Origin of the sequence: Gimesia chilikensis (assembly GCF_007744075.1) — a bacterium.
GTDB classification, from domain to species: domain Bacteria; phylum Planctomycetota; class Planctomycetia; order Planctomycetales; family Planctomycetaceae; genus Gimesia; species Gimesia chilikensis_A.
Genome location: NZ_CP036266.1, coordinates 6601664 through 6624133 on the forward strand (window position 1 = coordinate 6601664; position 22470 = coordinate 6624133).

Consider the following 22470-nt stretch of genomic DNA (forward strand, 5'->3'; position numbering starts at 1 on the left):
AGCCACCTCCTGATCACAGCGTCTGGATATCAGAGGAATGCTGGATTCACTCCTGTTACATCGCGTGCAGTTTGCTTTTACCGCCTCGTTTCATTATCTGTTCCCCCAACTGACAATGGGCCTGGCACTGCTGATTTTTATTCTCAAGACACTGGGACTGCGCGGCCATGCCTGGGCCGATGTCGCAGCTCGCTTCTGGCTGAAAATATTCGGACTGACCTTTGTCATGGGGGTGGTCACCGGGATTCCACTTGAATTCCAGTTCGGGACGAACTGGTCTCAACTGGTGAAGTCCACCGGATCGATTCTGGGCCAGACCCTGGCGATGGAGGGAATCTTCGCCTTCTTCCTGGAATCGGCGTTTCTGTACCTGTTGATCTTTGGGGAGAAGAAACTCAGTAAGAAACTGCACTGGGGTGTCTCGTTTCTCTTACTGCTAGGCACATGGCTGAGTGGCTACTTCATTATCTGTACCAACGCGTTTCTGCAGCATCCGGTAGGTTATCGCATCGATGAGAACGGCATCTACCACCTCACCAGCATCTGGGCACTGCTCAGCAATCCCTGGGCTCTCAAACAGTATCTGCACACGATGACCGGCTCCGTGATCACGGGCAGCTTCACCATGTCTTCGATCGCCGCCTACCATCTGCTGAAACGAGAGCATGTGGATATTTCGAGGAAGTATTTGAAGGTCTCCGTAATCGTCGGATTTACAGCCAGTCTGATCGCCGTCATGCCGACCGGAGACTGGGAGGCGAAACAGGTGTTGAAGCATCAGCCCGTCAAGTTCGCAGCCATGGAAGGCCACTTTCATACCGAAGATGGTGCCGGCATGGTTTTGATCGGCCAACCCAACCTGGATGAACTTAAGATCGATAACCCGATCATTATCCCCAACGTGCTTTCCTTTTTGACCTATGCCAGTTGGAATGCAGAAGTGAAGGGATTGACCGCCTACGATCGCGATCTCTGGCCGGACAATATTGAACTGCTTTACTTCTCGTATCACATCATGGCCGGTTTAGGTACGATCTTCATCGCGCTGATGGGGCTGAGTAGCCTGATGCTGTTTAAAGGAAAATTGCACACCACGCGCTGGTTGCTCTGGCTGCTGATGCTTTCGCTGCCCTTTCCGTTCATCGCCAATACGGCAGGCTGGTTTACCGCTGAGATCGGTCGGCAGCCCTGGTTGATTTATGGATTGATGAAAACCGCAGACGGCGCCTCCCGGAATATTTCGGAAGGGAACGTGATGTTTACCCTGCTGGGCTTTCTGGGACTTTACCTGCTGTTGTCCGTATTGTATTTCTTCCTGGCCACCCGCCTGATTGCCCACGGACCGGACAGACTGCCACAAGTTGACGCTGAAATCGCTACTGGAGAGGGTACATAAGCGAGATGGAAACACTCTGGTTAATATTACTGGTCTTTATGATTGCGACCTATGTCGTGCTGGATGGCTTCGATCTGGGAATCGGCGTTCTGCATCTGATCCTGGCCAAAAATCGTTCGGAACAGAAACAGATTATGCAGTCCATCGCCCCGCTCTGGGATGGAAACGAAGTCTGGCTGATCGCCGCGGGTGGCACCATGATGATGGCCTTTCCGGGCTTCATGAGTGCGATGTTCAGCGGCTTCTATCTTCCCCTGACGATGGTCGTCTGGCTGTTGATCTTCCGGGCCATCAGTATTGAGCTGCCACACTTTCTCGAAGATTCCCTGTGGGTCCATTTCTGGAATATGATGCTGTTTGTCTCCAGCGGACTGCTGGTCATCATTCTGGGAGCGGCAATGGCGAATGTTTTTCGCGGCGTCCCCCTCAATGCAGAAGGTGACTTCTTCGAACCGTTGTGGACCAATTTCCGAATCGGCAAGCAGACAGGCATTCTGGACTGGTTCACGATTCTGGGAGGCATCACCTCTGCAGTGATTCTGCTGCATCATGGTGCACTCTGGTTGATTGCCAAAACAGACGGCGCTATTCAACAACGGGCGCAAACCAGTGCCAACTGGCTATGGGGAGGCTCCGTGCTGCTCACGCTGATCATGCTCACCGCCTGTTACCTGGTCCAGCCACACGCCCAGGCCAGCTTCTCTGATCATCCGTGGATCTGGACTCTGCCCGCTCTGGCATTCGTGGCACTGGGAGGCACGCTGTTACTCCGCAGACTGGATCGCCCGATGTTCGCGTTCCTGTGTTCGGTCAGCTTTATTTATCTGTTCATCTTTGGTGGCACAGCTGCACTCTACCCGAACCTGCTACCCGGTTTGAATCCGGAGCATCATCTGACGATTTATAACACGTCGCCGTCTCCCGAAAAGCTGGCCGTCACCCTCTGGTGGTGGATTCCCGGAATCATATTGGTCGGCGTTTATTTCACGATCCTCTTTCGTTCACTACCGAAAGTCATTTCCGCTGCAGCAACCGACGACCATTAAACTCACTCGGAAGGATCGCTGTCCGCATCAGCTACGATTCCCAGAAGCGCAGGGAAATGTTGCTGAAAAACAACATATCCCTGCATCCCAGTCAGCCCGTTTGCAATCCGGACAAAATGTCTGCTTCGCCGTTTTCTCCATGTTTCCTCCCTCAGCCGGTCTACACAATAAATTTTCGCTGGACGCGTTTCATCTGAAACCGAATTTGTTAGACTTGAAACTGAGCAGACGGGAAGATTGGAATGGCGACATTTCAACAGATCAAGGGGGTTCCCCCATCAACACTCAAGGATGTACCCATTGTGGCAGATACAATTCCCGGCATTATTGTCGGCACACTCCTGGTTTTATTCGGAGCAGGATTGATTCAGTTACATCGCACTTCCTGGTTTCATCGTCAGCATGACGATGAACTGAGCGATGATGACTACCAGTTCTTCTCCAAACAATATCGCAGGCGGATGCAAACCTCGGGACTGCTGATCCTGATTGGTTTCCTGATCGTCATCGGCGACGCTCCGTACATGCCCTGGAAGACCTACCCGGGGCTGTTCGCGGTCTACTGGGGCGGTATCCTGCTGATCGCATTCTGGGTAATTCTGAGCGCGATTGCTGACATGAGTGCGTCGCGCGTACGCTCGACGACGTTGATCTCGCGGATTCAGGACCAGCAGCGGATCCTGGAAAAGCAGCTGACAGAACTCAGACAGAAACAGCACCGCAAATCAGAGTCGTCTGAGAAAGAGAACAACGATCAGTCAGACGCGTGATCAGGAAGCGACACGGGCTTTCTTAATGAGGGCATCGGAAGGCAGCCGTTCATAGCCGAACATCTCGAACGCTTTCTGCCAGCGTTCGTAGATTTTCTTTTCCTGGGCAGCATCCATTTCGTATTTGTTTTTCTTGTAGGATTTCTGATCCTTCAAATACGGCTGCATGTTCTTTTCCAAGTCTTCAAACCCGGTCAGGTTCAGATGCTCGTAGACTTTTTTCAGTTCACTCACTGGATCGGCAGTGAGATCCTCAAAGCTGACTTCGTGTAATTGTCCTTCCGGAACAATCTGGCGATCCCGCTCGTAAACGTGCAGGTGATTGACGTAAATGTTCGACATATCTTCTTCGACTTTTTCCATGTCGAGCGGAGCAAAGCCATTATCGCCGAACATGGTCTTTCGCAGATGCAATGTCGAATTGTAAACCTTATACGGATTACGGTGAATATAGACGAACCGGGCATCGGGGAACATATCCAGCAGGAAGCGGATACGAAACGTGTGTGTCGGTGATTTCAACAACACACGCTTGTTACCACCAGAGCGATAGGTCAGTTTCTGCATGAAGTAGCGGAAGGTATCCCGCCAGACTTTGTCTTCTTTGGGAGTCAGCTGATCGAGTTCATAAAACCGGTCATAGACTTCAGGCTGATCACTAAAGGCGATCGCCAGGTAGGGGGACATCAGGTGCAGTAACAGGATCGATGTTTCATCTTCCTGTGGCAGGTCCCAGGTGACAGGCATATTGTCCATCGGCCGCTGTTTGGGAATCAGGTGCTTGACGACATGTTTCAGCACGCGTTCGGTCAGCAGAAAGTGTGAGGGAAACAGCATGGCTCCCATATTGGGATAGATAAACTGCTGATCCATCGACATCAGGTTATGCAGCAGCGTGGTGCCACTCCGCCAGTGACCGATGATGAAGACCGGTGATTCGAGTTTTGTCTGCTTGACTTTGCGACTGTAGATCAGACTTTCGAGTCCGCTCAAACAGGAATTGGAAAGACTCAGAACGCCTGAAGAAATCAAACGGTAAATACCGGACCAGCGAATAGTAGGACGTAACCGCATCAGTTTGACGAAGTTGACAAAATCGATGCCGGACCAGACGCAAAACGGGCCCTGGGTCGATCCATTTTTATTTACCGATTGTTTGGTCATCTGCAGAGAGTGTCCTACACTTAATCAACGCAATTCAACGCCTGCCTGTCGTGGTGTTGCCCGCCTTCAGTAAGCTGATGCATTCAACCTGGCTGAAGCGTTAAGAATATAATCGATTTTTCTGTATTTGTCTTGGGGAAGGCATGTGGATTAGTGGAGGTCGCCTGACTTTTTCTACCACTCTATCCAATATTGATCCAGTCGGGTATGGGGACCTGTCATGGATTATTTCGGCATCCGTTAAGCCAGACTTGGAAGAACTCTATTCTGTAAGTGGGGATTGGCCAAATACAGACATCAAGACTCGTCACAAAGTACGCGTCCATTCACATCTTAAACTAACTGTTTCGCCTCAGTTACACAATTGAACTTACGTAAAATAGTTGCGAAACAGGTGTTTCCCAAGTCGGATGACCTGATTGGGTAAACTGTTCTCAGTTGCGGGAATCCGTAGACTTAGTGGACACCAGCCTACTTTAAGAGCTGATTAATGCGGGGAAAATCCTCCTTAAGCGAGGAGTAGAGCCCCTGAAAAACGGGATAGGCTTTGTTGTAGATGCTTTTCGCCTTTGAGTTTACGCTCGTACTCTGCACCACCCGAATGGTGGATGAACAGGCTTCGACTACATCTTTATAGGCCCCGGTTCCCGCGGCTGCCAGCAGCGCCACCCCATAAGCTGGTCCTTCTTCCGCGTTGATGGTCACCACCTTCTGACCGTAGATATCCGCCTGCAGCTGTCTCCAGAAGGGGCTGCGGGCACCACCACCCGAGAGTCGAATTTCCCTGACCGGAATATTCAGTTCCTTGATAATTTCCAGCGAGTCCCGCATCGCGTAGGTGGCGCCTTCCATGACTGCCCGCCCCAGATGGGAGCGACCATGTCTTAAGCTCAGCCCAATCCAGGCAGCCCGCGCATCGGGATCGGCATGGGGGGTCCGCTCGCCGGTCAGGTAAGGCAGAAAGAACAGGCCTTCACTTCCGGGAGGTGCCTGCTCTGCCTGGGCGGAAATCAGTTCGTATGGATCGACCTTCTTCCGTTTTGCCTCCGCCACCTGCTGTTCGCACAACTGATTGCGATACCACTGCAGACTTCCCCCGGCTGAGAGAACTACGCCCATGACGTGCCACTTATCGCGAACCGCATGGCAGAACGTATGCACGCGTCCGTCAGGATCGATCTGCACTTCATCGCTGTGTGCAAAGACCACGCCGCTGGTTCCCATCGTCGCCGAGATCACACCTTTTTTGACGATGCCGTTCCCCACGGCTCCCGCAGCCTGGTCTCCTCCACCGCCGACGACTGCGACTCCCTTGGAGAGTCCCAGCAGGCCGGCTGCATCAGCGGTCAGATGACCGCTGACATCTTCGGACTCATAAACGTCAGGCAGCAGACTGTCATCCAGTTCGAGCTTACTCAACAAAGGACGACTCCAGTTCCGCTGTTTGACATCCAGCAGCAGAGTACCGGATGCGTCGCTGACTTCGGTCGCGAATTCGCCGGTCAGGCGGAAACGGATATAGTCTTTGGGCAGCAGTACCTGAACGGTCTTGTCGAAATGTTTCGGTTCATGATTCCGCAACCAGAGAATCTTGGGCGCAGTGAAACCGGTCAGGGCCGGATTGGCGACCAGCTTGATCAGCTTTTTACGACCGCCGGCCCGCTGTTCAATTTCCGCACACTCAGCTGCGGTGCGCTGATCATTCCACAGTAGAGCAGGGCGGATGACTTCATGTTCCTTATTCAGAAACACACTGCCGTGCATCTGCCCGCTCAACCCGATGCCTTTGACGTCTGCGGCTTTGATTTTGCCCGTCTTGAGGACCTTGCGTATGCTCTTGATTGTTGCCTGCCACCAGTCTTCCGGGTCCTGCTCTGACCAGCCGGGGTGCGGACTATAGAGCGGGTACTCTTCCGTCGCAGACGCCAGAATGGTTCCATCTTCCTGCATCGCCAGTGTTTTGGTACCACTGGTTCCCACATCCACACCCAGAAAAACAGCCATGCTTTGGTTCCTTCTCTCTCGGTCAGTTCATCTTATGCAGTGAAACGGAAAACTGCTGACAGGCTCAGCATACAGCTTTACTCAGGACAGACACAGCCGACGGGATGAATCTCTGCCAGCTCGCGAATCCAGATATTACGGAATTTGACCGGATTCTTGTGAAACTGCAACTCAATGGGCAGCTTGTCTTCATGGGCCGTATAGAAGGGGGGCTGGTGGTAGTAAGTTGCCCCCTGCAGTTCCGTGTGGTTCTGTACGATAACGCCATTCTGAATGACGGTCAGGTATGCAGGCTTGACCAGCTGGCCGTACTCATTGAAGCGGGGTGCGTTGAAAATGATGTCGTAAGACTGCCATTCACCCGGCTTGCGGCAGGCATTCACCAGCGGTGGATACTGCTTGTAGATGGCAGCAGCCTGACCGTCGAAGTAGGTTTTGTTGTCATACGAATCGAGAATCTGAACTTCATAATTTCCCATCAGAAACACACCACTGTTGCCACGCCCCTGGCCGTTGCCTTCGACTTTGGCCGGAGTCGCGAATTCAATGTGCAGCTGGCAGTCGCCAAATGACTGTTTGGTCTCGATGCTCTGTTTGTCAGCGACGACATACCCGTCTTTGATCTTCCACTTGTCGCCCCCCTTCCATTGATCCATATTCTTCCCATCGAAGAGGACGATCGCATCGGATGGAGGCTGATGCGGGGCCGTTTCTACGACCTTGGGTTCTTCCCAGATCAGACCATTTTTATATTCTTCGACCAGGTTGGCGTAGGTTTGATAGGCGGTTCCCAGAAACATTAAAACAACGAGTACACGAAAAACGCGTTTCAGTCCGGTCATACTTCACTCCTGTAATCTATCTTGAATTGAGTTAAAATCGGTAATTGGAATCTGAGCCCGATGAGGCCCGGAAAGCAGTTTTCACAGAAAACGCGATCAGTAATCGAGGCTGGCGCCCCCTTCGGCTTCGATGGCCTGTCCGGTAATAAAACTGGAATCCTCGGTTGCCAGGAATAAAGCCAGTTTACCCATTTCTTCGATGGTTCCCATCCGCTTGAAGACCTGCAGATCAGCAACTCGTTTCAGGGCGGTCTGGGGATCGGGTAGTGTCGCTGCCCAGTCGTGCATCAGTGGAGTGTCGATATTACTGGGAAGAATCGCATTCACGCGGATGCCTGCTTCACCCAGCTCAATCGCCAGTGATTTGGTAAAGCTGACCTGCGCGCCTTTGGTGGAGCAGTAAGCCGTTGAGTGATGCTGCCCCAGAACTGCGGTAATCGACGACATATTGACGATCGTCCCTTTGGTTTTCCGCAAGTGAGGTAACGCGTATTTGGCCCCCGCGAAGGTGCTGAGAAAGTTGACACGCATCAGCTGTTCCATCTCTTCGATGCTGGTTTCTTCCAGGGACATCGCGGGCGGATGCACGCCTGCATTATTGATGATGCAGTCAAGTCGTCCATATTGCTCGACGACCACTTCGATTGCGGAGCGAAGCTGTTCGTGCTCACCGACATCGCATTGCACGAACATCGCTTTTCCGGGGCCGGCTTCGTTCAGTTCGCGAGCCAGTGCCTGACCTGCCTGAATGCCTCGGGCCAGAATCGCCACGTGGCCACCCTCTGCACAAAAGACACGGGAACAGCCTTCGCCGATCCCCTTGCTGCCACCGGTGACAATCACGACGCGATCTCGAAATCTCATTTTTTCCCTCGCAGGATCTGTTTTGCAGGATCAAATCCGGATAGTCCAGCGACACTCCGGGTTTGACATTTACGGTAACAATTACCGCGAGGGAATTCCAATCCAACGCTGAAGCGAATTCGCGGGCCTGGATTAAATAAATGAGCTTTAGTTTTATTGCGCGTTAAAGAATTCAATTCATGCCGATTGTTCGGAGCCGAGCCGCAAAATCTCCGGGAGTTCAGCAAGATTCAGATTACCACCACTGAAGACGGCCACCACCTTTTTACCCGCGAACCGATCTGGATATTTTAAGACAGCTGCCAGTGCAGCTGCACCGGCTCCTTCGGCAAGGTTGTGGGTCTTTTGGAGAATGTGGTAAGCCGCCAGCCGCATCTCATCTTCGCCGACCAGTAGAAAATCATCGACCACCGACTGCATGATCTGCTGTGTCAGCTCGGCGCCAGCGCGAGTGGCGACTCCTTCCGCCCAGGTCTGTGCGGTCTCGGTTGTCTGCGGGCTGCCCGCTTTCCAGGAGAGCTGATTTGCCGGTGCGTTCTCTGCCTGTACCGCGATAACTTCCGTTTGGGGACGCAGGTGTTTCGCAACGATGCCCGTACCACAGACACCGCTGCCCATCCCTACCGGTACGATGACCACATCCGGATCGGGCAGGGTTTCAAAAATTTCGATGCCCTGGGTCCCTACGCCTGCAATCAGCTTGGGTTCATTAGCCGAGTGCACATAACGTCGCTTCCCATCGACCAGTTCGGTTTCCAGATAGTGCTTGGCTTCATTGAAGTCTTCACCCGCTTCAATGATTTCAGCCCCCAGCATCTGGATAGCGCGGACTTTATCCGGATTATTATGCCGCGGGACCACGATCGTACACTTGATACCAAATCTGCGAGCCGCGAATGCCAGGGACTGACCATGATTGCCGGTCGAACAGCCCATGATACCCGCTTCACGCTCTGCGTCAGACAGGGTACTCACCAGGTTAATACCGCCACGTACTTTGAACGCACCGACCGGCTGGTGGTTTTCGTGTTTCAGGAATAGTCGAGTGCCTGTTAACTGACTCAAGCCGGGCCATTCGTAAAGGGGAGTGGGTGCCAGCACCTCTCTTACACGGGGGAGGGCCTCCTGGATATCCTGAAACGTTGGAGCTTGCATCTTCGGAACCTGAGTTGAACGAGATTAACGGGAGTGAGCGATACCGCTATGACACCGCTGCTCTTTTGAAGTTCGTGAGATCGCCGGCGATTGTCAAGTTTTGCCCCACTGGTTTTCGGCAGCAAAGCCGAGAACCCTTGTTGCAGGTGCCCGGAGCGACTGATATGATTAGGTCAGGACAAGAGAAATTCCTCTCTCTGTCCACCATGTTCCTACCTGCCGGATGTTGTTTGTCCGGCTACCGTTAACTCGATTCGTTACGGACCGGTAACACCAAACCAGTTTTCCTCGCGTTTGATGTGCCAGGTAATCCGGGCCCACTGCCTCCCGGCACTTCTCTCGTGTTTTCGACTGAGGGCGAATTACCATGTTGCGAGTCTTGCGCTGTTTTCCAGGCATCACTCTGCTGGCGTTATTCACGCTCCCCGTACAGGCAAACGCCGGACCTCCCCAGGTCAATTTCAACCGCGATATCCGACCGATTCTTTCCCGGAACTGTTTCCACTGTCACGGCCCCGATGCGGAGCATCGCGAAGCCGACTTGCGGCTCGATCAGGAAACCGGTCTGAAATCTACTTCCGATTCGGCCATCATCCATCCCGGGCAGCCGGACCAGAGTGAGCTCTTCGCACGGATTTCCAGTCACGATGCAGACACCGTGATGCCTCCTGCCGACTCAGGCAAGAAACTGACAAGTGAAGAGATCGAGCTGTTCAAACAGTGGATCGCTGAAGGCGCACAATGGTCGCAACACTGGGCGTATGTCAAACCCCATGCCAACCCGGTCCCTCAAGTCAAAGACCAGCAGTGGCCCGTGAACTGGATTGACAATTTCGTCCTCTCACGCCTGGAAGAGCAGGGGCTGAAACCATCGCCGGAGGCAGACAAAATTACTCTACTCCGTCGCCTGAGTTTCGACCTGACCGGCCTGCCGCCCACGCGGGCAGAAGTCGATGCATTTGTGAAGGATGACAGTCCCGCTGCATATGAAAAGCAGGTTGATCGCCTGCTGGCATCGCCGCATTACGGAGAACGGATGGCGATGTACTGGCTGGACCTGGTCCGCTTTGCAGATACGGTGGGATACCACGGCGACCAGGATCATCACATTTCCCCTTACCGGGATTACGTGATCGATGCTTTCAATCGCAATCTGCCCTTTGATCAGTTTACTCGTGAGCAACTGGCAGGTGACCTGCTGCCTGATCCCAGCTTACAACAGAAGATCGCGACCGGATACAACCGCGTTCTGCAGACATCCCACGAAGGGGGTGTCCAGCGAAAAGAGTACCTGGCGATCTACGCTGCCGACCGCATTCGCAACTTCTCGGGAGTCTGGATGGGAGCCACGATGGGTTGCTGCCAGTGCCACGATCACAAATATGATCCGTATACCGCGAAAGACTTTTATTCGATGGTCGCTTTCTTCGCGGATATTGATGAAGACCAGCATCTGAAACGGGGAGCTGACCGTATTCCGACGATCCGTGAACCGGAAATCTTTCTGTACTCTGAAGAGGAAAAACAGAAAATTGCCACACTCGACGCCAAAATCAAATCCATCCAGGATAAATTGAAAGCCATTTCCAGTCCGGAGATCCAGAAACAGTCGCCGGAAGAAAAAGAGCAGAAGCTCAAACAGATGGTTGAGCTAAACAAGCGATTGGGGCCTCTCAAAAAAGAACGGGAGGCCATCGATCGCGGTGCGGTCAAAACCATGATTACCGTTTCCATTAAACCTCGCGAAATTCGAGTTCTCCCCCGAGGTAACTGGCTGGATGAAAGCGGCCCTGTGGTCCAGCCTGCGATCCCGGAATTTATGGGGCAGATCAAAACAGACCACGAGCGTCCCACGCGTCTGGACCTGACCAACTGGCTCTCAGCCGAAGACGGATATGGCCCTCTGATGGCCCGTGTGATGGCAAACCGGTTCTGGTATCTGTTCTTCGGTCGTGGGATCGCCCCGGTACTCGATGACTTTGGAGGCCAGGGAGGCCCCCCGCATTATCCTGAACTGCTCGATCAACTGGCGATCAAGTTTTTCGAAGATGAGTGGGACATCAAACAGATGGTGAAATTCATCGTCATGAGCCGCGCTTACCGTCAGTCGTCGCTGGAAACTCCTGAACAGCGGAAAGCAGATCCCTTCAACAGACGCCTCGACCGCCAGGCTCGCTTCCGCCTGCCCGCTGAGATGATCCGCGATAACGCACTGGCGATCAGCGGACTTTTGGTGACCGAGATTGGTGGCCCGAGCGTGAAACCGTATCAACCTGCAGGCTACTATCGACATTTGAATTTTCCGAAGCGAAAATATGTGTCGCATCAGGACGAACGACAATGGCGACGCGGCGTCTACATGCACTGGCAGCGTCAGTTCCTGCATCCGATGCTCAAAGCTTTCGATGCTCCCAGTCGCGAAGAATGCACGGCGCAGCGGCCCCGTTCTAATACCCCAATCGCAGCGATGACCCTGCTTAACGATCCCACATTTATCGAAGCAGCCCGCGTTTTCGCGGCACACGTGATCCAGCAGGGCGGTAAATCCGATCAAAGCCGTATCAACTTTGCCTTCACCCAGGCGACGTCACGCGATCCGGAAGCGTATGAGGTTGAAGTACTGCAGGACCTGCTGAATTCCAACCGGCGTGCGTTTGGTGATCGGACAAAAGAGGCCCAGGCTCTGACCAGTACCGGCCTTACTAAAACCGAAGCTAACCTGGAAGCGGTTGAACTCGCGGCCTGGACGGAGGTCACACGGGCGCTGCTCAACCTGAATGAAGTGGTGACGAGGAATTAAGAATATGTTCGACTTCAATCAATTACAGACACATTTGAATCGGCGTACCTTTCTGTCCCGTTCCGGCGTTGGTCTGGGATCGGCGGCACTGGGATCGCTACTCACCCGCGATGGTCTGGCTGCAGCGCAATCAAAAACGGTGACAACGGCCAGTGATGGCCTACCCGGTCTGCCGCACTTCGCTCCCAAAGCGAAACGGGTGATTTTTCTCTGCATGGCGGGAGGACCGACTCATCTGGAGACCTTCGATTACAAACCGAAGCTGGCGGAAATGGATGGGAAGCCTTTTCCGGAAAGTTATACCAAAGGTCAACCCATAGCCCAGTTGCAGGGTCGCGATCTCAAGTGCCAGGGACCACTGACCAAGTTTCGCAAGTACGGCGAGAACGGCCAGGAGATCAGCGACTTTCTCCCCTGGACCGCCAAAATCGCTGATGACATCTGCATCGTGCGTTCGATGGTCACCGAACAGATCAATCACGATCCCGCGCACACCTTCATGAACACAGGCACGGCGATCAGCGGTCGACCGTCAATGGGTTCCTGGGTCACTTATGGACTGGGAAGTGAAACCGAAGAACTTCCCGGCTTCGTAGTATTGACCAGTGTCGGCGGACGTAACCCACAGCCGATCGCTTCGCGTCAGTGGGGAACCGGGTTTCTTCCCAGTCGCTATCAGGGAGTTCAGTTCAATTCGACCGGCGATCCGGTGAACTATCTCAAAAACCCCGCGGGGATTACTGATCCCCAGCAGAAAGAACTCATCGACGCCGTCCGAAAACTGGATCGTTTCCGGAATCAAAGTGTTTCCAATCCGGAAATCGATACCCGTATCGCCGCTTACGAGATGGCGTTTCGGATGCAGACGTCCGTTCCGGAATTGATGGATCTGTCTGACGAATCAAAAGAGACGCTGGAAATGTACGGAGCTGAAGCGGGTTCGGGCACCTATGCCACAAACTGTCTGCTGGCCCGACGACTGGCGGAGCGGGGTTCCCGTTTCATTCATCTCTACCACCGTGGCTGGGACCACCATGGAGGTCTGGTACGCTACATGAATACCTGTTGCGGTCTGACCGATAAACCAACGTGGTCTCTGATCAACGATCTCAAATCACGTGGGATGCTGGATGAAACCCTCGTGATCTGGGGAGGGGAATTTGGCAGAACACCTATGTTCCAGGGCAAGGGAGGCGCCGGCCGGGACCATCATATTAAAGGTTTTTCCATGTGGATGGCTGGTGGAGGGATAAAAGGTGGAATTTCTTATGGTAATACAGACGAACTAGGCTATAATTCCGTTGAAAACATAGTACACGTGCGTGATCTGCATGCAACCATGCTGCATCTCTTAGGAATTGATCACAAGCGCTTCAGCGTTGAATTCCAGGGCCTGGACACCAAACTCACTGGTGTCGAAGAAGCACGCGTCATTAAAGAAGTACTGACGTAGCAAGGCACTACTATAGTCCCTGAGGCGCCCCGACGGTCTTCCATCGGGGCGTCTTTATTTTCACAGGGAACAGAGCGGACTCAAGAGAGTTTCAGACCTTGAGATCCTCAACGGACTGATCGAGGTCGGCCTGATATCGCTGCCGCACCGGATCCACGATTTCCGCGATAAAGGCGTCAACCTGCTCCGGAGCCCGGCCGATGTATTTTCGGGCATCCAGGGCACTGGCCAGATCGCAGCCGGCAAAAGCCGGATCTTTCTGCAGACGTTCGATCAGATCATTTTGACCGCCACGTACTTTCACTTCCGCTCCGGCAGCCTGACTATGCACACGGATCCGTTCGTGAAGATCCTGGCGATCACCGCCCGCTTCGACGCCTGCCATCAGGAACTCTTCAGTCGCCATGAAGGGAAGTTCCTCATTGAGGTGCTTCTCAATCACCTTGGGATAGACGACCATACCATCGACAATGTTGCGATACAGAATCAACACTGCATCAATGGCCAGAAAAGATTGCGGCAGCGACAATCGACGGTTGGCACTGTCATCCAGTGTCCGCTCCATCCACTGGGTGGCTGCGGTATCTTCGGCATTCGCAGTCAGGCTGATCGCGAAACGAGCCAGCGAACACATGCGTTCGGAACGCATGGGGTTGCGTTTGTAAGCCATGGCAGATGAACCAATCTGATTCTTCTCGAACGGTTCTTCCAGTTCTTTGCGGTTCTGCAGAATACGCACATCATTTCCTGCCTTGTGCGCCGATTGTCCGATACCACTGAGGGCACTGAGTACCTGGGCATCGACTTTTCGTGAATAGGTCTGCCCGGTGACTGCATAGCGATCTTTGAAGCCCATCTTTTCCGTGACGCGGCGATCGAGTTCGTCGACTTTCTCATGATCACCTTTGAAGAGTTGTAGAAACGTTGCCTGGGTACCCGTTGTCCCCTTCACACCCCGGAAGCGGAGCTTTTCGATTCGGTATTCAATCTCTTCCAGATCCAGAATCAGATCGTAGCACCACAGCGTAGCCCGTTTACCAACGGTGGTTGGCTGGGCAGGCTGGAGGTGGGTAAATCCAAGGCAGGGCAGGTCCCGGTATTCGGCAGCAAACTTTGCCAGTTGATCAATGACAGCGACGAGCCGCTTGCGAACCTGCTCCAGACTTTCGCGAATCATAACCAGTTCGCTGTTATCGGTAACGAAACAACTGGTAGCTCCCAAGTGAATGATTGCTTTGGCATCCGGACAGCGTTCGCCGTAGGTATGCACGTGCGCCATCACGTCGTGTCGCAGATCTTTTTCTGCTTTCGCTGCCAGTTCGAAATCGATGTCATCGATGGCGGACCTCAGAGATTCGACCTGCTCCCGGGTGACGGGCAGTCCCATTTCGTGTTGTGATTCCGCCAGGGCCACCCACAGTCGCCGCCAGGTGGAGTGCTTTTTCTGAGCCGACCAGATTTGACTCATTTCCTTCGAAGCGTAACGACTGATTAAAGGGTTTTCGTAGGTAAGGTGACTCAATTTCTTCTCTTTCTTCAGCAGTGTGAACCGGCCTGTACTGTGTCAGCCAGTCGTTCACTCAGTTTCTGTTAGCACCAGCAGCCTGATTCCAATTAAGCTGCTTCCACAGGAACAACTTTGACGTTCTCAGCAACATGGACTCCCATGGAGAGCGTCTGTCCGTTCCATTCCGAGACAACAATTCCTGCCTCGCTGTTTTTCTCTTTGACGACTCCCTGCGATCCGAGCTGTAACCCGGAGCGGGAGAGAAAACGTAAAAACTCAGTTTCCTGATCGGTGACCTGAACGATCTTGACGTGTGTACCAGGTTGACACGCCGCCAGGGTGGTCAGGTTCGGATAGGCCCGCCGCATCCGCCCGTCGATCGACGGAATAGGATCGCCGTGCGGATCGGCTTCCGGGAAGCCCAGATATTCGTCGATATGGTCCACGAGAAAGTCGCTGACCGCGTGCTCCATGTTTTCGGCTTCCGCATGGATCTGATCCCAGGTCAGCTTCAATGTCTGAAACAGGAACAGTTCGATCAGACGGTGCCGTCTGAGGACGCGAATCGCGGAATGCTTACCGGCCTCAGTCAGGCTGGCTCCTTCGTAGGGTCGATATTCCACCAACTTAGACTGCTTGAGAGTTTTGAGCATGCTGGTGACGGTTCCGGGGGCGACGTCCATATAACGGGCCAGTTCCCCGGTGCTGATCCATTCCGAACCGGACTGGAGACTGATCTGCAGGATCGCTTTCAGATAATTCTCGACTGTTAAACTAGTTGCGTTCACCAACAGACTGGTCCCATCAAATCAGCAAGACCCTGGAAAAGAGCGTGGATGAGCACAAAGACCGAAACCAGGAACCAGGGATCTGAATTTCGTTTTCCTCATGGGTTCATCCTAGCAATATCAGATTTGACTTGGAATCTATAGCGATCACGAAATTGGTGTCATTTTCAGATCACAGGCCGTGATTCCCAATTCTCATAATTGACTCAAGTGACTGATAAATCATCACTTACTTGAACTACTCCGAGACCTCTGATCTGGCAGTTTTCCCCGGAAAACGGGATTTTGACTGATGGCGCATGTTAGTTTATGCCGATTTTAATGATTGTACGGCTCTCTCTACGCATTTCATTGCCGTATCGTCTGACTCTCCCACTGACAGTAAGGATCGCCGGATGTACCGCTGGCACAAGGTTTGGTTCGCAGCTTTGACGCTCGCTCTGCTATCAGGAGCCTGCAACGTCACTCGTGCGCAGACCGTCTTTCGTAATCTGGAATTGACCGAGTCCCCCACGCAGCAGAAGGTCGTGATCGGACTGTTGGGCGAATTCAACCAGTGTGCTGCCTATGAAGTCAACAGTGCTGAACTGAACATGAATGCGGTCATCTCCGGTGCAGGGGGAATGACACCCCAGGCTTCAGGATTGATTCGCATCGTTCGTGGCGGTCGCATCAGCCAGGAAATCTTCTATTCACCAGAGATGGATCTACCCCTGATGCATGGTGATGTATTGATCGCCGTGAAATCATCTGCAAATCTGATCGAAGACAACACGGTCTCAAGATCGGCACAATCATCGGCATCACGAGGCCTGGTTCAGATTGCCATTCTGAATTTACGCGACTACCCGATTGTGTTTGGGGTACCTGCCGAAATCGCTGATCTGGCCAGCATTTTACGTTGTCTGCGACAGCCGGTCGAACAGTATGCAGCGATGTCAGAAGCCATCAAAATTATTCCCCCCGAACGTCGTCGGGCCCAGGCTCAATTCAAAACCAGAAAGCTGACCACCCGTTTCGAATCGGGTACGGTACTGGTTCTGGGTGCACCACAAGCGATGAATCTTTCGCTGGTCCCCCGCTCTTTACCGACGCCGCGACCTTTACAAAATTCTGCTGCCGCCGGGGCTCGTCTCCATCGGCAGACATCTGCACCGAGTTCGATCTCTGCCAACGATTCACGTTTCCGTAACGCGACTCCCCTGGATCAGGAAGCCTCCATAACTCCTCGTCAGGTCACTCATCCGGAAGAGGAAACTCCTGCTCAAGAGCAGCAGACTGAAGAACCCGAACAGAAACCGCTGCAGCTCAATGGTCCACTACTGCAACAGACTTCAGCGACTTTAGCTGCGATACCGAATCCGCTGGGGGCGACTTCAGAGAAAGAAGAGTCTCATTCCGAACATCATCATGCAGATGAGGCTGAGCAGAAGTCTGCTGGCTCTTCCGTTCCCAATCTGGACCTGGGCCGGGCTCCTGAAGCCCCGAAAGATGACGTACAAACTCTGCTCGACGATGAGCTTCCGAAATCGGAAATCGAATATGATGAAGACGAAGCTGGCTTCTGGCCGCCGGGAACCGGGTTCCTGCTGCTGGCCGGAGTCGCATTCGCTCTCTGGAAATACCTGCGAAAGAAACCGGTCTTCCCCCAGGAACAGGCAGAGCAGCCTGAGCTCGAATTAGAAGTTTCCGAAGAAGCACAGGTATCTGTGAAACAGGAAGTAATGGAACAGACATCATCGGAACCGGCTGCGATCATCACCAGCTGGGAAGAGCTGCCTCCCCTGCCCGAAAAATCATTGCTGGAGCAGATCCTGGAGAAGCAGATTCCCGTGATTGATGAAACACCTCAGATTCCGACACAGACATTCATCTACGGACGTCATCAAAGCAAAAAAGGACGCATCGATCAGGCCGAAGCTCTCAAAGGTCCGCATTTCCTGAAACAGAAGACTCCGGATACGAAAGTGGCAGCAGGCCACGACGCAGCTCCACCACCGGTGCCTGATCCAGTGCGCAAACCAGATGAGAAAAAACTGAAAGCACCGACGTTCCGCTTTGATCGTTCTCATCCCGGGAATACCAAAGGCAACGAAGTTCCTGCGGCACCACCCCGACCTCATACAGGTGCCCCTGGGAAGACTCCAGCAGGTTCGGAGAAGAAAGCAGAGCAGAGCAGTATTCTTGATCGGGTGCTTCAGGCCGTACAGGGAGTCATGCCCAAATGAGTAGTGCCTTACTGACAGGCTCGATCTGCCTGCGAACCTTACAAAACAATGAACAGTTTAAGCTGACGCGGCGTTCCATCGACACGGCTTATGCCGTCATGGATGATACCAACGAGAACCGCCAGTTGCTGCAACGTCTGTCCGTACCGTTCCTGTTCTCAGAAGGGACTCTGATCATCCCCGGGGAGCAGGCGGGAAAGATTTCTCGTTTTTCCAATCTTGAGCTGCTGCCTCTGATCGAACAGGGAGAACTGGTGCTGAACGATCCCGTTCATCGTCAATTACTCTCTACGCTGATTCAGTCAATACTGCCGCGGTCTCGGACAACCGGGGAGCACTGTGCCTTCATTACGCCGGGATCGACATCTACATCAGCGTTATCGAAACTGGTGTCTCAGTTAATCGCTCTGCAGGGTTATAAACCATTCGCAACGACAATCACCCTGGCTGCAGGGTTGTCTTCGCTGCCAGCCGCCTCACGATTCTCGGGATATGTCGTTTACCTGGGACACTCACACTCCGAGATTGGGCTGATCCATCAAAGCCGTGTCGTGGCGCGTCAGTCGACCCCGTATGGCAGTGAATGGATGGACGAACAACTGGCACATGCCTACAAGCTGCTGACCAAGAATCCGGATGGAGAAATGGTTCCTGATCTGGCAGGTGCTCGAGATAAACGTCTCGGCCCGGAAGTCAGTCTGAGCCCCTACCTCTCCAGCCCGTCTGCCATCTCCAGCTGGTACGACAGCCTGCTCGACAGTCTGCTGGATCAATTCGTTTCCCAGATGGCATCCATTCAGGCCTACACGTCCACACTGGCCACACTGCCCGTGATCTATCTGGGCGAACTGGCTACAGTTAACGGACTGGGAGAATTACTGGCTCAGCATTTAAACAGCCGTGAGATTCAGTTCGACGCGCAACAGGTCGTCTGTATTCCGGATGCCGCTGATGCAATCATCCGCGGTGCGCTGGTCATAGCCGCGATGGAAGAAGAATCTTCCGCCCAGGCTGCCTGATTGAGACGAGCATCAGGGGCGACTCTGTTTGACCAGACTCTCTGCGAGTTGGTCCATAAATTTCAGGTAGTCGACTTCGAGTGACCGTAGATTCGTTTTAAACGCCTTTTGAAAATCCCGCTCCCGTGCATCTGCGGTATAAGGTTTAAGCGGATCGCGCTGGGCGACCTGTTTCAGGTAGCGTGCATAGCGGGCCGGTTGTGTTTCCACCAGGAAAAAGGTGAGCGCCCAGGATTCAGCGTACGCATCCAGTGTCGAAGTTTTAAATAAATTATCTTCCCGGATGAAGGAACGCAGGGAATCCTGTTTGCGTCTGGTGCGGGAATAATTCATGAACCAGATCAGCCGATCGCGGTTGATGCGGGAAGTGGAGTCCGATTTGCCTCCCGTATGGGAACGGAGTTCATCGGACTCGAAAGTAGTCGCCAGGCCTTCTACAACCCAGCGGGGATTATCACCAATTCGCGAGTGAAGACCGGTATTAAAGGCAAGCTGATGCGTCGCTTCATGGATCATGGTATCCCGTAGTGCCTCGGTCAGATTCTTGCCACTGTTTGAGATCCGGGAATACGTGAGTTGTGTGCCGCTCTGCGTCTGTTCCAGTTCTCCGACTGTGGGAGCAGCGTTCTGATCGAACAGCGCCGTCCGGTTTGTATAAGGGTGATAGTAACCCAGTAAACCCTGACCCGCGCGGACACCATCTTTGCGACAGTATTCGAAGAACTGCTGCTGATCCGGAAAGATCACCGCCACCATCATGAATTCAGGAGTTTTCACCTGGTAGCCACGCAAGGCGAAGTAATGACTGAACGACTGATATAGCTCTTCAAACACGTTGGCATAGGCGCGTGCTTTTCCGCGTGGGGCACATACCAGGTAATGCCGGGTCGTCGTGACTTCAAACAGGGGACCGAATTCGTCCTGCAGCTGTTTTTTCATCTCGGAAAGAGAAAGCGTTTGAAACTCGGATGCCACCCTGCGGAACGAGGTCACTTTTTTCAAAGGAACTTCTGACAACATACCCGTCTGATCGACCATCCAGCTTACATCGTGGTCATGAATCAGAGATTTTCCGGTGAATACCTGGTCTTCGGTCTTAAGTTCGATCAGAGAAGGAGGTTTGGCGCAGACAGGCACTGCCAGCAGGCAGAAGAGACTGATGCCTCTGAGACAGAACAGGAATGATTGCAGGCAGGTTGACATTAGCGGGCCTTAAGTCAGACGACAGGCTGGCGGGGGAGTGACGAGTAACGTCCTGTTAAAAGTATAATACCTGTCTGGCGGACAGGCCGCGAAAAATCAACATCAGCGACTCTGAGTACAAAGTTGCTGTCAAACTGCAAGGAAGGTACCGGTTTTAACTGATACTCGTTCTGGCGAATCTCGATTTCCGGCATTTTCACCATCCGACCAACAGTTACAATGAAGAGTAGCTAATGCGTTTATGATTATTACGATCTCTTCGACTCTTGCCCTTATATAGAAAGCAGCCCCGTGTACCGTTCCTGCATGACCAACGGCCTGATGAGTGGTTTATGCCTGCTTGCTGTATTGAGCCTGACGTCTGTTACACTGTCTGCCCCACCTGAGTCTCCTGCCAGCGAACAACCAGCCACAAACAGAAAACAGGTAGAAGAACTGATTCGACAGCTGGATGATAATCAGCGAATGGTGCGACAGCGGGCCGAACTGGCGCTGGTTGAATTGGGGAAGCCGGTATTGAACCTGCTTCCGGCCCCAGAACTCGTCTCCAGTCCATCCGTTCGCGAGGCGCTGCAGCGGATTCGCCTGCAGATCGAGAAACAGGCGGCCCGGGAATCAATCAATGCCTCCCAGGTTAATCTGCAGGGGCATTATTCTTTACAACAGATCCTGCAGACGATCATGAAACAGACGGATAATCAGCTGGACTGGACACGGTTATCCGAATCACAGCTGAATCAGCAAATTGATGTTCGTTTTATCGCGACACCATTCTGGCAAGCCGTTGATGAAGTAACTCATAAGGTGCCGGTAACCTATCAGATTAATGGTCCTCGTGATCAAATCCACTTCGAACCGCGTGCCGCATCAGAATCCAAGACCGCCTCTGATCCCGCAGTCTGTTATGACGGGCCCTTCCGAATTACAGCGGATCGCCTGCAGACGCGTCCTCTGGCAGGAAGCGAGAACCAGGATCTGCTCCGCATTACATTTCGTATTCAGGTCGAGCCCCGTTTACGGCCGCTGTTTTTGAGTTATGCCGCTCGCAGGCTGCAAGCAGCGGGAACGACGGGAACCAGGCTGCCTCCTTATAATCCCGGCGCGAAATATGAGCTCCCGCTGGGAGAGGGGGGCAAAAATCTGAACTTTACGATGCAGTGGATTCTGGAGCGGGGACAACATCCACAGGCGGTTCGCGTGCATGGTAACCTGGAGATGGAACTGGCTGCAGAAACTCTGCCAATTACGTTTCGCGATCTCTCCACTTCTCAGGGAGCAGTCCGTCGACGGGGCAATGTATCGGTCGAACTCGTCGACGTCGAGCGAAAGCAGTTGCCCGACAGCCAGGATCTCAATGTACGAATCGCCCTGAGCTACGATTATGGCGGGCCTGCATTTGAGTCGCATCGCACCTGGATTTACCACAACCGGGCCTATCTGGAGGATGCGCAGGGGAAAAAATTCTGGCTCGAAGGTTCTTCACAGACGACTCTTGAGAGCACAGGAAAAATTGGCGTGCTCTATCGTTTCACAGGCCTGCCGACAACTGCGCGCCCTGATCAGTTTACTTACCTGGCCCCCACCCTGATCACTGCAGCACCGATTGAGCTCCGCTTTGAAAACCTGGAACTCCCGCCGCAAAAGTAGACAGTTCGCTGACATCAGCGGCAGACCTGGTGGTAGCGTCTTAGTTCTGCTCTGCGAGCACACGGGCTTCCTGTTGAACCCGTTCGACCATGCCCATCAACCCGTTTTTGCGCTGTGTGCTGAGATATTTATCCAACTGCAGACGGGAGAAATAATCCTTAACGTCGATCTTAAGCACTTCCTCCGGCGTCCGGTTCTGATAGATCGCCAGCAGAACCGCAATCAGACCTTTGACGATCAGGGCATCGCTGTCAGCATTGATGCGTAACACCTTACGGCCTTCGGATTCCTGCAGGTCCGTCGTCAACCAGACCATACTCTGACAGCCGTGCACGCGGTTGGCTTCCGTTTTCTCAGTCTCGGGCATCGGCGGCAGTTCAAAACCAAGATCGATCAGAAAGTCGCAACGCTCTTCCCAGTCTCCGAGAAAATCAAACTCCTCGAGCAACTCATCAATGGTGATTATTTTCTCATTCATTTCGGTATTCTGTACGGCTGAATTCTGTCTGTCAGACATCGGATTCAATACTTTCTCTCATTCTATACTATATTATCACAGGGTGAATATGTAGTTCAGAACGCTG

The 22470-nt window shown here is 53.1% G+C and carries 17 protein-coding genes; 8 read left to right on the forward strand and 9 right to left on the reverse strand.

Annotation, left to right across the window (positions count from 1 at the left end; all coding sequences use genetic code 11):
• The first annotated feature begins 37 nt into the window (after nt 1–37).
• From HG66A1_RS24945 to HG66A1_RS24955, 3 genes are all read left to right on the forward strand, one after another.
• Nucleotides 38–1396, forward strand: a complete 1359-nt coding sequence (locus HG66A1_RS24945) for a cytochrome ubiquinol oxidase subunit I (RefSeq protein WP_145190591.1) — start codon at nt 38–40, stop codon at nt 1394–1396.
• A 5-nt stretch (nt 1397–1401) separates the two neighbouring features.
• A complete protein-coding gene (cydB, locus tag HG66A1_RS24950) occupies nt 1402–2442 on the forward strand; it encodes a cytochrome d ubiquinol oxidase subunit II (RefSeq protein ID WP_145190594.1) in 1041 nt (346 codons plus the stop codon).
• Between the two features lie 242 nt (nt 2443–2684).
• Nucleotides 2685–3212 (forward strand): hypothetical protein, encoded by a 528-nt coding sequence (locus HG66A1_RS24955; protein WP_145190597.1) that lies wholly within the window; start codon nt 2685–2687, stop codon nt 3210–3212.
• Here HG66A1_RS24955 and HG66A1_RS24960 read toward each other — a convergent pair whose 3' ends face one another.
• The 5 genes from HG66A1_RS24960 to HG66A1_RS24980 form a co-directional block, all read right to left on the reverse strand.
• A complete protein-coding gene (locus tag HG66A1_RS24960; protein WP_145190600.1) occupies nt 3213–4376 on the reverse strand; it encodes a sulfotransferase family protein in 1164 nt (387 codons plus the stop codon).
• Between the two features lie 471 nt (nt 4377–4847).
• Nucleotides 4848–6380, reverse strand: a complete 1533-nt coding sequence (gene xylB, locus HG66A1_RS24965; protein WP_145190603.1) for a xylulokinase — start codon at nt 6378–6380, stop codon at nt 4848–4850.
• A gap of 77 nt (nt 6381–6457) precedes the next feature.
• Complete coding sequence (locus HG66A1_RS24970) at nt 6458–7222, reverse strand: DUF1080 domain-containing protein (protein WP_145190606.1); 765 nt, start codon at nt 7220–7222, stop codon at nt 6458–6460.
• 96 nt (nt 7223–7318) lie between these two features.
• The gene (locus HG66A1_RS24975; RefSeq protein ID WP_145190609.1) at nt 7319–8086 is read right to left on the reverse strand and encodes a glucose 1-dehydrogenase; all 768 of its coding nucleotides are present in this window, start codon (nt 8084–8086) and stop codon (nt 7319–7321) included.
• Nucleotides 8087–8263: 177 nt separating this feature from the next.
• Nucleotides 8264–9241, reverse strand: coding sequence for a threonine/serine dehydratase (locus HG66A1_RS24980; protein WP_145190612.1), 978 nt, complete (start codon nt 9239–9241; stop codon nt 8264–8266).
• A 367-nt stretch (nt 9242–9608) separates the two neighbouring features.
• Here HG66A1_RS24980 and HG66A1_RS24985 point away from each other — a divergent pair, with 367 nt between their 5' ends.
• Both HG66A1_RS24985 and HG66A1_RS24990 read left to right on the forward strand, forming a co-directional pair.
• Nucleotides 9609–12041, forward strand: coding sequence for a PSD1 and planctomycete cytochrome C domain-containing protein (locus tag HG66A1_RS24985; RefSeq protein ID WP_145190615.1), 2433 nt, complete (start codon nt 9609–9611; stop codon nt 12039–12041).
• A 4-nt stretch (nt 12042–12045) separates the two neighbouring features.
• On the forward strand, nt 12046–13494 hold the full coding sequence (locus HG66A1_RS24990; RefSeq protein ID WP_145190618.1) for a DUF1501 domain-containing protein: 1449 nt from the start codon (nt 12046–12048) through the stop codon (nt 13492–13494).
• Between the two features lie 91 nt (nt 13495–13585).
• On the opposite strand, the gene purB is transcribed toward HG66A1_RS24990, so the two are convergent.
• Both purB and HG66A1_RS25000 read right to left on the reverse strand, forming a co-directional pair.
• Nucleotides 13586–15016 (reverse strand): adenylosuccinate lyase, encoded by a 1431-nt coding sequence (gene purB / locus HG66A1_RS24995; RefSeq protein WP_145190621.1) that lies wholly within the window; start codon nt 15014–15016, stop codon nt 13586–13588.
• A gap of 92 nt (nt 15017–15108) precedes the next feature.
• Nucleotides 15109–15789 (reverse strand): metal-dependent transcriptional regulator, encoded by a 681-nt coding sequence (locus HG66A1_RS25000; protein WP_145046486.1) that lies wholly within the window; start codon nt 15787–15789, stop codon nt 15109–15111.
• Nucleotides 15790–16184: 395 nt separating this feature from the next.
• Here HG66A1_RS25000 and HG66A1_RS25005 point away from each other — a divergent pair, with 395 nt between their 5' ends.
• Both HG66A1_RS25005 and HG66A1_RS25010 read left to right on the forward strand, forming a co-directional pair.
• Nucleotides 16185–18017 carry a hypothetical protein gene (locus HG66A1_RS25005; RefSeq protein ID WP_145190624.1) on the forward strand — a complete coding sequence of 611 codons (1833 nt, stop codon included), beginning with the start codon at nt 16185–16187 and terminating at the stop codon, nt 18015–18017.
• Nucleotides 18014–19036, forward strand: a complete 1023-nt coding sequence (locus tag HG66A1_RS25010) for a hypothetical protein (RefSeq protein ID WP_145190627.1) — start codon at nt 18014–18016, stop codon at nt 19034–19036. The genes HG66A1_RS25005 and HG66A1_RS25010 overlap by 4 nt, the downstream gene beginning before the upstream one ends.
• A 12-nt stretch (nt 19037–19048) precedes the next feature.
• Here HG66A1_RS25010 and HG66A1_RS25015 read toward each other — a convergent pair whose 3' ends face one another.
• Nucleotides 19049–20239 carry a DUF1570 domain-containing protein gene (locus HG66A1_RS25015; RefSeq protein ID WP_145190630.1) on the reverse strand — a complete coding sequence of 397 codons (1191 nt, stop codon included), beginning with the start codon at nt 20237–20239 and terminating at the stop codon, nt 19049–19051.
• A 291-nt stretch (nt 20240–20530) separates the two neighbouring features.
• Between HG66A1_RS25015 and HG66A1_RS25020 the strand changes: the two genes are divergently transcribed.
• Entirely contained in the window at nt 20531–21886 is a 1356-nt protein-coding gene (locus HG66A1_RS25020; protein ID WP_145190633.1) for a hypothetical protein, read from the forward strand.
• 40 nt (nt 21887–21926) lie between these two features.
• Here the strand turns inward: HG66A1_RS25020 and HG66A1_RS25025 are convergent, their stop codons facing one another.
• Nucleotides 21927–22364, reverse strand: a complete 438-nt coding sequence (locus HG66A1_RS25025) for a SufE family protein (protein ID WP_232102043.1) — start codon at nt 22362–22364, stop codon at nt 21927–21929.
• Between the last annotated feature and the right edge of the window lie 106 nt (nt 22365–22470).